The sequence below is a fragment of the Tenacibaculum sp. IB213877 genome (genome assembly GCF_034043975.1).
GTDB lineage: Bacteria > Bacteroidota > Bacteroidia > Flavobacteriales > Flavobacteriaceae > Polaribacter.
The window spans coordinates 59,119-72,534 of record NZ_JAXCHH010000011.1 but is presented as its reverse complement, the minus strand read 5'-3'; the positions used below and the strand labels follow the sequence as shown (position 1 = coordinate 72,534).

At 31.4% G+C, this 13,416-nt stretch carries 10 protein-coding genes; 6 read left to right on the top strand and 4 right to left on the bottom strand.

Features of this window, described 5'->3' with window-relative positions; all coding sequences use genetic code 11:
- The first annotated feature begins 42 nt into the window (after positions 1–42).
- On the top strand, positions 43–1,296 hold the full coding sequence (locus SLH33_RS11925) for a sugar isomerase (protein WP_320419336.1): 1,254 nt from the start codon (positions 43–45) through the stop codon (positions 1,294–1,296).
- Between the two features lie 101 nt (positions 1,297–1,397).
- On the top strand, positions 1,398–2,612 hold the full coding sequence (locus SLH33_RS11920; protein WP_320419335.1) for a glycosyltransferase: 1,215 nt from the start codon (positions 1,398–1,400) through the stop codon (positions 2,610–2,612).
- Here the strand turns inward: SLH33_RS11920 and SLH33_RS11915 are convergent.
- The 3 genes from SLH33_RS11915 to SLH33_RS11905 are packed head-to-tail and all read right to left on the bottom strand — an operon-like array spanning position 2,592 to position 8,450.
- Complete coding sequence (locus SLH33_RS11915; protein ID WP_320419334.1) at positions 2,592–4,142, bottom strand: glycoside hydrolase family 2 TIM barrel-domain containing protein; 1,551 nt, start codon at positions 4,140–4,142, stop codon at positions 2,592–2,594. The two genes, SLH33_RS11920 and SLH33_RS11915, sit on opposite strands and share 21 nt — an antisense overlap.
- Positions 4,135–5,361, bottom strand: coding sequence for a hypothetical protein (locus SLH33_RS11910; protein ID WP_320419333.1), 1,227 nt, complete (start codon positions 5,359–5,361; stop codon positions 4,135–4,137). Before SLH33_RS11910 ends, SLH33_RS11915 begins: the two co-directional genes overlap by 8 nt.
- On the bottom strand, positions 5,361–8,450 hold the full coding sequence (locus SLH33_RS11905; RefSeq protein WP_320419332.1) for a hypothetical protein: 3,090 nt from the start codon (positions 8,448–8,450) through the stop codon (positions 5,361–5,363). Before SLH33_RS11905 ends, SLH33_RS11910 begins: the two co-directional genes overlap by 1 nt.
- Before the next feature lie 193 nt (positions 8,451–8,643).
- Between SLH33_RS11905 and SLH33_RS11900 the strand changes: the two genes are divergently transcribed.
- The 4 genes from SLH33_RS11900 (at position 8,644) to SLH33_RS11885 (ending at position 12,899) form a co-directional block, all read left to right on the top strand.
- Positions 8,644–9,825 (top strand): response regulator, encoded by a 1,182-nt coding sequence (locus SLH33_RS11900; RefSeq protein WP_320419331.1) that lies wholly within the window; start codon positions 8,644–8,646, stop codon positions 9,823–9,825.
- An 87-nt stretch (positions 9,826–9,912) separates the two neighbouring features.
- A complete protein-coding gene (locus tag SLH33_RS11895) occupies positions 9,913–10,449 on the top strand; it encodes a glycosyltransferase (RefSeq protein WP_320419330.1) in 537 nt (178 codons plus the stop codon).
- Between the two features lie 397 nt (positions 10,450–10,846).
- Positions 10,847–11,230, top strand: coding sequence for an HU family DNA-binding protein (locus SLH33_RS11890; RefSeq protein ID WP_320419329.1), 384 nt, complete (start codon positions 10,847–10,849; stop codon positions 11,228–11,230).
- Between the two features lie 760 nt (positions 11,231–11,990).
- A complete protein-coding gene (locus SLH33_RS11885; RefSeq protein WP_320419328.1) occupies positions 11,991–12,899 on the top strand; it encodes a type IX secretion system membrane protein PorP/SprF in 909 nt (302 codons plus the stop codon).
- An 83-nt stretch (positions 12,900–12,982) separates the two neighbouring features.
- Here SLH33_RS11885 and SLH33_RS11880 read toward each other — a convergent pair whose 3' ends face one another.
- Complete coding sequence (locus SLH33_RS11880) at positions 12,983–13,408, bottom strand: DUF2147 domain-containing protein (protein WP_320419327.1); 426 nt, start codon at positions 13,406–13,408, stop codon at positions 12,983–12,985.
- Positions 13,409–13,416: the final 8 nt, after the last annotated feature.

Genomic DNA, 13,416 nt, shown 5'->3' with positions numbered 1-13,416 from the left:
AATATAAGCAGATATTTGTGTTAAGTAGCTAATAAAAATACTATGAAATCAATAGCTTCTTTTAATAAAAACTTAAGTCCTGAACGCATTTTTATGCTCAGTGCTTTGTTAGTTAATGCAGGTAATTATCTGTATAATTTATTGTTGGGAAGAATATTAGGCCCCAAAGAATTTGCAGATGCCGCTATTTTAATCACATTTCTGTTGGTATTGTCTTTTTTAGCCATGACCTTTCAATTAGTTGCGGCTAAATATGCAGTAATTTTTGAAGAAGGTACGTTTAATAACTTTCTAGGATTATTGGTTAAGTTCACTTTTGTTATTGGAATAGTAATTGGAATTCTTATTATTCTATTTTCTAAAAATCTACAAAATATTTTCAACACCAGCTCTTCAAATATGTTTGTGCTTTTTGGTTTGGGTGTACCTATTTACTTTATAATGAGTATTAACAGAGGTGTTTTTCAAGGAGAGAAAAAGTTTGATAAACTATCAATTACTTATCAAGGAGAAATGTTGAGTCGCCTAATGATAACATTATTGTTGTTGTATTTTTTTAAAGTGCAATCATCTATACTTGTATCAATAGGAATTCTACTTTCTTTCGCTTTCGGAATGTTTCCATTCAAGATCAAAAACATTTCTTTAAGCACCAATAAACTGAGTGAAAATCATAAAAAAATAGTTGTAAAATTCTTTATACTTACTGCGTTTTATGAGTGTACACAAATCATAATTAATAACAGTGATATTTTACTAGTAAAGCATTATTTTGATAATTATCAAGCAGGATTATATGCTTCCTTAGCATTAATAGGTAGAGTAGTCTATTTTGTAGCGTGGATGTTTGTTATGCTGTTACTACCTACTGTAGTTAAAAAGGAGAAAGAAGGTTTACCTCATGCATCTGTGTTGCTAAAATATGTAGGATATATCTCTTTACTATCTTCTGTAATTGTAGGAGGAAGTTATTTGTTTCCAGAATTGGTAGTGAAATTAATGTTTGGTAAAGCATACATTTCTATTGCTCCTTTATTATGGAAATACGCTTTGGCAACATCAATATTTGCCATTTCTAATGTGTTTGCATATTACTTTTTGTCAATTGATAAGTATGTACCTGTAGTACTATCAGCAATTATGGGAATTGCTCAAGTGGCACTTATCATATTTTTTCATGATAGTTTGTTACAGGTAGTAGTGATGCAAATTGTAGCTATGAGTTTATTATTGTTAGTACAACTAATCTTCTTTTTTAGTTATATACAACAAAGTAAAAAAGTAATTAATCTTTAAACCAGAACCGTTTGTCTATAGTATAAGCTCATTTAACGAAGATAAAATTTACAAGCCTTATAAACTTTGATATTTGTAAAAAGAATTAAAAACCTAAAGTTATGAAATTAGCAATTGTTACAGCATTTCCGCCAAGTAAAGTTACTTTAAATGAATACGGATATCATTTAGTAAAGCACTTTAGATTGAAAGAAAAAGTAGAGGAAATTATTCTGATTACAGATAAAACAGTTGAGGATAAGCATTTAGATTATGAAGGAGAAGGATGTAAGATCACTGTAAAAAATTGTTGGGAGTTTAATAGTTATAAAAACATTTTCAGCATTTATAAAGCAATCAATCAAACAAAGCCAGATGCTATTTTATTCAACTTACAATTTTTAAAGTTTGGAGATAAAAAGATACCAGCTGCTTTAGGCTTAATGCTTCCAATGTTATTTAAAATGAAAGGAATACCAACTATTGCCTTATTACATAATATTTTAGAGCAGGTTGATTTAGGTAATGCAGGTTTTACAGAAAATAGAATATTACAAAGAGTATATAATTTTATCGGAACTACGTTAACAAAAATGTTGCTATCGGCAGATTTGGTAGCAGTTACCATTCATAAGTACGTTAACACATTACAAAATAAATACAAAAAAAATAACGTGGTATTAATACCACACGGAACATTTGAAACACCACCGCAACCAGATTTCAGTTTGCCAGCGGGCCCAAAAAAGATTATGGCTTTTGGAAAGTTTGGAACTTACAAAAAAGTTGAGGTAATGATAGAAGCGGTAGAAAAAATAAGACAACGTACTAACGAAGCATTAGAAATTGTAATTGCAGGTACAGATAGTCCAAACACACCAGGATATTTAGATAGCGTAAAAGAAAAATATGCGCAAGTTCCAGGATTAATTTTCACAGGTTATGTAGATGAAAAAGACGTGCCGGTAATTTTTGGAGAAAGTACAGTAGTTGTATTTCCTTATACTTCAACAACTGGTAGTTCAGGAGTGCTGCATCAAGCAGGAAGTTACGGAAAGGCAGTCGTTATGCCTAATTTAGGAGATTTAACCGATTTAGTAAGAGATGAAGGATATATAGGTGAGTTTTTTAAAGCAGATGATGTAAATTCTCTAGCAGATGCTATTCAAAATATAGTTACTAATGATGCATTTAGGTTAGAGCTAGCTAAAGCTAATTATGAAGCAGCATCAGCTTACCCTATGGGAAAAATAGCTGATATGTACTTAAATCATTTTCAAAGTATTACCCGTAAAAAACATCTTTCAGAATCTTGCTTATTGACTGGAGATGTATAGAAATGAAGGCTTTTTTTTTCCTCTTTTGTTGATAAACCCAAAGTGTTTTTGTTTGTTCTTTCTCCAAGGTAAATTCCCCACTACGGCAGTAGGAATTTTATCAAAATCATAAAGGGTCCAGGACATGTAAGCTATATTCTTTTTTCGGAATATAGCTTGCATTTTTTTATAATAGTTTGCCTGGTCTTTTTCTGTATTTCCAAAAGGATTCCATAAACCCCTGTATGATGAAACTCCAAACTCTTGTAATACTAAAGGTTTGTTAGGTACTTCTTTTTGAAGTGTATCAAAATCAGCTTCAAAATTGTTAGCGTAATAATGGTATGAAAGAAGATCAACTTCATCATTTAAGTTTACAGCAGCTTTGGTGTTTGACCATCCAATAGTTATTAAATGATTGCTGTCAAACTTTTGTATTTCCTTCATCATATACTCTAACCAGTTTAACACATTTTTTTTACCTCTGGATTCAAAATCTAAATCGGGTTCGTTTTTAATGTCCCATGCTAAAATAGCTTTGTGGTTTTTAAAGGTAGAAACTATTTTTTCTGCATGACGATGGGTAAGTGTCCAATCGTGTACCGAATAATCTCCGTAAAAATCAAAAAGAGTAACAATTACTTTTAGCTTGTTTTGTTGCGCTAGGTCTAAAGTTTCTTTAAGCTTTTCAAGTTTTTCAGCTTTGACATCAGCTTTTCCAAAATCTTCATACTGAATAAAAATTCTAATAGTGTTCAAGCCTGCATTAGCCATAAGTTTAAAATCATCATTAATAATTGAAGCGTCAAAACCATTGCCAAACATATTCCAAGGTGTTTTTTGCGGATAGTAGTTAATACCTTGTATAGTATAATCTTCTCCTTTTACTTTTATAGATGAACCAACAACTTCTGCAAATGGACTCGATTCTTGTACCTGCTCTTCAGTGGTTGGAGCTTCTTTTACCATATGGCGTATTCTCCAAAAACCATCTTCAAGAAGCATCATTACTTTATAGGTTGAGGTTTGTGTAGTTTCAAATGCCAATTTGTTGTTTTTAAACAAGCGTTGGTATTCTTTAACATTTTCATCAGTAAAAACTACTAACTGTCCATCGGCGCTATAAAACTCAAGTTTAGGTTGATGTGATAGAGTGGTAGCTTCAATATGAATTTTATTGTTTTTGTTATAGTTGATGGTTCTGTATAGATTTACTTGTGCGCTGTCGGTATAATAATCTTTTATTCCGTACGGATTGTTTGCTTTGTAGGCTATGTTTTTAACATGCCACGCGTTCAAATAATCTTTTTGAACTTCCGCCAAAGTTTGCTCTTCTATGGGCCTACCCGGATTTTCAAGAGATGTCCATGTAGTTTTAGGTAAGTACGCATCTTTGCTTTCAATAGCGGTATGAAGCATTGAAGACCTGTCTGCACCGGTGTTTAAATACGTCCAAATACCACTAATCCCGTAAAGTATCAACCCATTTAAAGCGATAAATGAAATGATGAGTAATGCTCTGTATATATTTTTATTAAGATCTTTAGTCATGTACTGTTTTGTTTGAGAATTTTTTGGTCATCCCTCCGGTTTCAATTACAAAAGTATAATTGCCATTAGGGTAAAAATCGTTTGCCAAATAAAAACTAACAATTCCTTTGAAAGAAGTGTCTACCTTTGTTTCTAATAACTTGTTATTGTTGTAAATCTCTAACTTCACTATAAAACCATCAGCAATAAGTTGATTCATAAAACTTGTTAAAGGACCAATGGTTATTTTTCTATTATCTTCAGAAAAAGTTACTGTAAAATCAGATAATACTTTTTTAAAGCGAAGTTGTATTTCATTACTTTCTGCCATTCCTGGTATTAATGCTTTTACATTCCATTGATCTTCATGATCTGGATGCAACATTTTAGCAGTAGCTATCCCTTTTATAGTTGAGCCATATGTTTTTAGTAAGATGTTATTAGCATCTTTTATGGCAAATTCAACATGAGTACCATCACTTACCACATTGTTGTATTGATCTTTAATAACTGAAGTAGAGAAGGAGGTAATTTGATTACCATCGGCAAAGTCATGAACTCTATTGGTAGAAATTGAAAAGTTTTTTGGATTGTTAGGGTAAACACCTGTTGTTAATTCTTTTGATGAGGTGTTGTTACAAACAGAATTTACTAAAATACGACCCGATTGCTCGTAAGAGAATATATTCTTCCAACCTATTAAATGTTGAGTATACACCTTATCGGTTTTAATTACTGATTGAAATTGATGATTAATGGTAATTTGGGTACTGTCAGCTACCGGATTGTCATATCTGTCTCTGGGAGTAATTACCAACATAGAAAAATCATTTCCTCCGGCAAGTATGCTTCTCGGACCAAAATACGACTCCATAAACGTTTTTTGAGACGAAGGAGCAATAGTCAATTCTCCTTGTAATAAACTCTTTTGTTCCTGTAGTAAGTTCCATCGAAGTAAACCACTTTTGGTACTTATATGTTTAGGAATTGTAAAAGTTATCAATCCGTCTTGTTTGGTAGGTTCTATAAGTGTACTCGAGTATGAGTTGTTACAATACAGGATCGGTAAAGAAGAACCATCAATAGTAAATTTCAGCATTATTTCATCTCCTGCAATATAACTTTGGTTAGAAGTTGTTAAAGCAACTTGAACTGAATCATTATTAAACATATAAACAGTTGCCGATGATAAAATCATCAGTAATAAAGGCAATACTATGTATGCTACGCGTAACTTCATTAATTAGGGTTCCCTATATAATTGTTAGTTTCAATTTTAAGATAACTAAATCCTTTACCATTTATACTTTGTAATTCACTGTTTTCATGACCTAATTTACGGTTAGGAACTAATTTTTTGGAGACACTTTCATTGGGCAATCCGTTTACAAAACAATGGGTTTTATCGTTGTTGATTATTTGTAAATCACTCAAATCACTATAGGTTACTTCAAAAAACTGTCTGCGTTGTTGGCGAACTCCTTCTTTTAAAAAGTGATGATCTACCCAAACAAGTTCTTTTACATCATTGTAATATGAAATTAGTAATTGCGGAACAGTAACTTCTTGTACTCCGGTGTTAAAAAGACTACCAGATAGTTGGTTGTTTGCAATAGTCAAATTACTAACACTTACTTGTTTGTAAAGATCGGTATTTGCTACGTTACCTTCACAATGTAAATTGAATTTGGTAGGTTGTTCTTCCATTTCTGTGGGTGTAAACTCATCTGGGTTGAATGTTTTCGGAATAGAATCTTTTGTTTTAGACCACGCAATTCCTTCAAAGTTAATCCTAAAGTTTGAGGTTTCTTTAGGCATTAGTTTGTGCTTTACATGATATTTTGCATTATAAGTAGCTAACTTTTTATTGTCATCGTTATAAAGCGTTGCCTTTAAAATAATATCAGCAGGAACATTGTCTACATTTTGAACTTCTCCAATTACCGAGTAGCTCTTACCATTCTTTACTAATTTAGCAGAAAGTACTTCTAACACTGGTTGTTTTAACACATCTTCATGATGTGTTTGTTGGGTAGTTATGCGTCTTCTACCATGGTTGTAATAGGTAGTGCTATTGTCAGAAAACAATTGATCTGGCGGAATGTCAAGATCGTAGGTTGGTAACTGTACGTACCATTTAGATTTTCTTTTTACCAGTTCATAGGTGAAAGTTTTGTCAAGGCGTTCTAAGGGCGTTATCCATTCAGTTTCAATAACTGCTTTTGCACTGTTTTTTGTTTCGTTTTTCAGTGAAACACGAATAGCGTCTAGTTTTGCGTAAGAGCTTAACAATCCATCTGTAACTGATATTTCTAACATATACTGTGCAATTGCCACCTTGCTTTCCGGATCAACATAAGAATGTGCCCTTTCAAATTCTTTAAAATCGAGTGCGTCAAAATATGCTTTTACTACATTTTTCGGTGTTCGTTGGGTAGTGTTTTCAAGATAAAAATAATACAAACCATAGCCCACAACAATAGCCATAAATACAAACCAAAGGTGGCAGGCGGTAAGTACTTTTTTAGAGAAAGAATTATAATTATTTTGAAAGGCTAAATACGCAGGAGCCTCTTTAATTTTTAGCTTTAAAGCACGATACCATAATAACTGTACATTGATTATAAAAGCAATCAATACAGTGAGAATCGGTATAACGCCCCACATTATTTTTTGAAACTTAGGAACATCTTGCTTAGGTAAAATACTGGAAAGCGGCGGTATCCCTAAGCGTTCCCACACCATAATACCATTTTCTAGTTGGCGTAAACGTTGCCAACCAGTAAAATAGAGCAGCGGATCATAAAACTTATCATTAGAAAAAATATACTTCAAGTTGTATTTTTCGGGTACGGTTAAAAATTGCTGTAAAGAACCTAAACCTTCAATACCTTTAAATTTTGAATTTTCTAAACGTTCAATTGCGCGAGTGGTTAGTTCTGGAAGTCTTCTTGCCGAATGGTAGTTACCATCTACACTCATAGCCTTTGTTTGTGCTGATAACCACGCAATTTGATCGCCAAATCCTAAGGTTAGGTAACGCCAATGATCGTGTTGATCTTGATTTAGAAAGTTGATTATAGGCAACATTTTTATTTTTTGAGGCTGTGAGGGTCTGAAATAACCCAAACTCATGGTAAATACCGTCATAAATAAAAAGAGTCCTGCTAACAATCCGCCTAAAATTCTATGGTATACTGCTCCGTATTTTTCCTGAATTAATGTTTTTAAGTCTGTCTCTGAAAAACGGTAGGCAAACTCTCCAAAAATAGGGAGAGCCATGATAGATGCCCAAAGGGTAAATCGGTCTAAAGTAAGAATATTAAAGGCAGTTTCGCCCAACATCATCAAAGGAATAGGAGTTGTACCACCTGTACCTAGTATAGTTAAGAGTGAAAAAGATAAACCGAAAAATAAATAACGTTTACTATAGTATCTATAAAGTATATAAGGTATAAAAAGCATTATTACTCCCCAAGGAATAACAAAAAAGACTAAGCCCGATGAGGTTATTTCTAAAAAGTTGTCTCTAGATCCGTGAGGTATAGGTACTTGTGTTATAGGGTTCTTTTTGGTGTTGATCCAATAAGGGAGTATACAAACAATAATAATAACTAATGAAACCGTACCAAAGGTGATAATACGTTTAAATAAGGAAATAAAAGCTCCTAAAAACACCTTAAAAGTTACTTCTTTCATAGAGTTTACACGTTCTCTTGAGACATCCATAACCACCATTCCTATTAACGGAAAAATGAAAAATACCATACCAAAGATTGGTGTTACATGGTGAGAAGTAACGGTAACTGATAATAAGGATATAGAGGTAAGTAAAAACTTATATCTACCCGTTTTAATCCACAAATAAATTTCGGGTAAAGCATGCATAAGTATAGAAACTCCAACTATACTGGGTAGTTGCCCAAATAGGTGTAAAGTTTCAGCAAAGGAGGATGAAAATACAGCTAGTAGAGCTGCGTACCCCGCTGCTTTTCGGTTAGAGGTTATGAGTAATGCAAAACGATAGGCTCCGGTAATAAATAATATAGTACCTATAATAGCCACGGTAAACATTCCAAATTTTAATCCGCCTATGTAAGATAATAGTCCAATACTTTGATGTACCAGTGGCGGATAACTCATTACCGTAAAACCAGTATACCAACTATAACTCCAAGGTTCAAACCAACTGGTAGCATAATGGTTGGCAAAAAACAAGTGTATTAATGCATCGTACGTATATTCTAACGTAAAAAAAATAGCTGTTGCATGATACACAACGCCAATTAATAAAGCACTAATAAGGTATTTGTTTGTTTTTTCTGACAAGCTTTAAAAGGTTGTTTTTATATTTTTTAAATATACAATAAACCGTTTCTTTTATAAAATTGATTGTCGAATCATTAAAACCATTCGTCTATACTTATTGGTATTTTAACTTTTTTAGCTTGAAAAATGTTGATAATCAGTTTATTATTGTAAGTGAAGCTAAAGATTAAAAACACCATTAAAACCTAAAACCATGAAAATTCTAGCTATAGATGATCAACAATTAATCCTACTTTCTTTACAAAAGAAATTAGTTGATTTAGGGTATGAAGTAGAAACTGCTCAAACAGGAGAAAAAGGAATTGCTCTTTACAATTCCTTTAACCCAGATCTAGTAATTTTAGATATCAATATGCCTCAAATGTCTGGCTTAGAGGTAATAAAAATGATTCAAAGTCTAGGTTCAGCAGCTACTAAAATCATGGTAATGTCAGGAAATACTAATGAAAATACAATTGTGGAAGGATTTGATTTGGGTATAGATGATTATATGAAAAAACCGGTTAGTTTAAATGAAGTTGCAGCTAGAGTAAAGTATTTAATTGGTGCTCCTAAACAAAAAAATATAATAACGCCTAAAGCAGATGATGCTAACCAAATGATCAGAGAAAAATGTATAGGAGTGGTTATTCCTTGTTACAATGAAGAAGATAGATTATTAAGTGAAAAGTTTACGAGTTTTGCCCAAAATAATTTAGGATATCATTTATGTTTTGTTAATGATGGAAGTACCGATAATACGTTAGCTGTATTAGAGGAATTGCGTAAAGGAAGAGAAGATTACATTAGTATTTATAATTGTGAAAAAAACGGAGGTAAAGCAGAAGCAGTACGTCTAGGAGTTTTACACTTAGCAAAAAACCAAGAGTTAGATTATATAGGCTTTTTAGATGCAGATTTGTCTACTGATTTTCAAGATTTTGATGACTTGGTTAAAACTATTGAAAATTCTGATTATAAAATTGTTAGTGGCTCAAGAATAAGTAGAATGGGAGCTAATATTACCAAACAATCTGCACGTCAAATAATTAGTTTAACTATCAATTACATTATTCAAAAGATATTAGGAATGAAGTTTAAAGATACTCAATGTGGTGCTAAAATAATGGATAGAGACGTGGTTCACTATATGTTCAAAGATAAATTTATAACACGCTGGTTGTTTGATGTAGAAATTTTTATGAGAATGAAAAAGTTTTATGGAGATGATGTGAAAAATTTAATATGTGAACAACCTTTAAAAAGATGGATCCACGCAGATGGCTCTAAACTTTCAATGAAAGATTCTTTTAAAATTTTAGGACAATTAGTTCAAATAGCTGTGCACTACAATAAAAAAGAAGCATATGGTTTATCGATAAAAGAAAACCGTTAATCTATTAAACTTTTTTAATTATCGAATAAAATAAAAATCAGCTATATAACACAGTACTTTTGAAACAACAATACAAAACTACAAATTATGAATATAGGAATTATCATACCGTGTTATAATGAAGAAAAAGAAATTAATAAAGAAGTTTTTGTTCAATTTATAATAATGAAAGAAAACTGTCATGTTTGTTTTGTTAATGATGGTAGTACTGATAATACTCTAGAAATATTAAATGAAATAAAAAAACAAATACCACATAAAGTTAGTGTAATTGATATAAAAGTAAATAAAGGAAAATTAGGAGCCATAAAAGCTGGGGCTCGATATTTATTTACTAAAGAAGATATAGATTATATAGGGTATATGAATGCAAAAACATTTTCAAAATTCAATAATTATAATGATGATATTGAAACTTTAAATTCGCTAAATGATTCAATAGTATTATTTAAAACAATAACTAATAGCATAAAAAGAGGGGGGATCAATGAATTGTATCTTAATTTATCTCGAAGGGTTTGTAGTAGATTAATAGAAATTTTAATAAGCAATCAACTTCCTCGTTTTATGCTATTTAAAAAGTCAACAGCATCTTATATATGTAATTTAAATTATCCTTTGTAATATTTAATAATAGTTAGTTTCATACATAAATTTAGGTTTTAGTTTTTAATGTAGCAATTAGTAGTTTTTTTGCTCAAAAAGCCTCACTGTATAGTGAGGCTTTTTTGGGTATATGTCTGTTGCGACCTAAAATTATTTTTTGCTGTATAGTATTTATTATCAAAAAGTTGTGAATTAGTTGTTACTAAATAGAAAATAACAGCAAATGAAATATGCTGTACCACTTAGTTTTACAGGAAATAAGTGTGAAAAATAGAACCAATAAACGTGAATTAAATAGTGAATAAGTAGTTAATAGATTAATATTTTTTTTTGAAAAATATGTGTTAATATTGTGTTGTTGGTCAGTTACTTAGGTAATGCCACAAGTTTATTTTAATAATTTAATATTTATTGTATGAGCATTAAGTTCAAAACAATGGCTAGAAAAAATCCGAGGGACTTGGCCGCTCCCGAGAAGTATTATGCAAGTGTAGTAGCTAATGGTGCTACCAATTTAGAAACCATGGCAGAGTTAATTTCTGCGCAATGTACGGTTACAGAAACCGATTGTATTGCGGTGTTGAACATTTTAGAAGAAAACATCATCCGAGAGCTAAAGCAAGGGCGTATAGTACGTTTAGGCAAATTAGGTAATTTTCAAGTTGGCATTAGCTCTGAAGGGTTTGATACCATAGAGGAGGTAAATGCTAATGCTATTACCAAATCGCGTATTCTTTTTAGACCCGCAAAGCGTTTACGTAAATTACTAAGTAATCTTACGTATCAAAAAGCTAGTTAGCAAGGTTTTTTGTAGTCATTACTATGACGTTAGGCTCGAGTTTTCCCGGACTCGAGCTTTTTTTTGTCCAAAAACAGCGATTATTCACCTTGACCGAATGAAAATTGCATCTTGATGCAGTAAAAGTTCCTCCTTGACCCAATAAAAAAGGGTGTTTGAGGAGTGAAAAAGTGTGAATTTTGAGGTGAATTAATGGTTTTTTACCCTTTATTTTGATGTCATTTCGAGCTTAATCATCACATTAGGAGAGAGGCACGAGTGAAGTAATTTGTTTCTCTATTATTTAGAGCTTAGTATAAAAATCATATAAAGCAGGGATTGATAAGACCTTTTGATGTGAATTTTATTTTTAGGATTAAAATTAAAAATAGCTTCTTTCATATCCTGCAAAAGAAAGCAAATAGTCGATTTAAAAACTTCCGTTTATCGTTACATTTTGTCCTTTCATCGAAAGAAAAATAGAAAACATCGAAAAATAAATACCTTGCAGTCAAGTTAATAATAAAAAATTTAAGAGTACATTTTCCTTATTATATTATACCGATTAAACAAGTTTATGACGTTCCCACCAAATATAAGTAAGACTATAAAAATTTCAATTACAGATTCTTTTCTACTAAAATATGAATAGTGTTTAAAATATTTTAGAGGTTACATTGATTCGTAAAATTAGTGAAACCATTGCTTTCTAAAAAAACACGTATTAATAGATTAAATTAAGAAAAGACGTAACAAAACATATTAAAAAAGATTGATGATAATGAAGAGGATAATTATAGCAATATGTATGTTAACTCTTTTTACTGTAAAAGCACAACAAGAGCCACAATACACGCAATATATGTATAATATGAGTATTGTAAATCCCGCATACGCAGGGTTTGAAGATGTGTTGAGTATTGGTTTTTTGGGAAGAAAACAATGGGTAGGGGTTAAAGGAGCCCCCGAAACCTATACTGCTTTTATACATGGAAAAGTAGATGAAGATTTAGGTTTAGGTTTTTCATTAATAAATGATAAAATGGGGCCCGTTAATGAAACGTTTGCAAATATTGATTTTTCATATAGAATTAACCTTACAGAAAGTATAAAATTAGGATTAGGAATAAAAGGAGGAGTTATTTTTCAAAATATTGGGTTGGTTGATCTAAACCAAGCGGATGATAGAGATGTTGTATTTAGTAGTAACAAAAATAAAGGATATCCTGCCATGGGTGTAGGAATGTTAGCCTATAATGAACGCTTTTACCTTAGTATATCGGTTCCTAACTTTATTAGAACGTTACATTTTAAACAAGATTATGAAAAAGAAATAAGTTCGGCTGAAGAAATACATACTTACATAGGAGCAGGTTACGTTGTTGATGTTCATAAGAAATTAAAAGTTAAGCCCTCTTTTTTATGTAAATATGCGATTGGAACCCCTGTGGCTTTTGATACTTCTTTAAATATGCTATGGAATGAAAAAGTAGAATTTGGAGTTTCCTATAGGTTAGATGATGCCTTAAGCTTTTTAACAAATTTTAAAATAACACATACCTTAAGAATAGGGTATGCATATGATCATACACTATCTAATATAAACGATTACAGTTCAGGGTCACATGAAATAATGGTGTTGTTTGATTTTTTTTCAAACAAGAAAAAAAGGTATGTTAGATTTTATTGATCCCCCCTTTTTATATGCAGTAATTATTTTTTAATTACTCAAAACTCCGGTGTATACACCGGAGTTTTTTAAGATAAAGGTAATTATGATTTTCTGTGCCAGTAAACAGTACGTCCAAATAAAGATACACCTAAATACCCGCGTACTTTTAATTTGTTTTTACCTTGTAATTCAATAAAACATTTATATACTTTCCCTTTTTTAGGATCTAAAATTTCACCTCCAGACCATTCACTACCGTCTTTTTCTAAGCCAGTTAAAATATCCATTCCTAAAATAGGTTTGTTTTTATTGTCACCATCACATTTATCACAAACTGCATCTTTTCTTTCCGGATTGGTAATTTCTACAATTTTAGCAAAGGCTTTTCCATCTTTTTCATACACTTCAATTACACTATTTACTTTGCCAGATTCTTCATCTCTGTTTTCCCATTTACCAAAAATGGTTTGCGCATTTATAGATAATGAAATAGTAAAAATGCATGCGGTAAGAATTAATTTTTTCATATTGTATT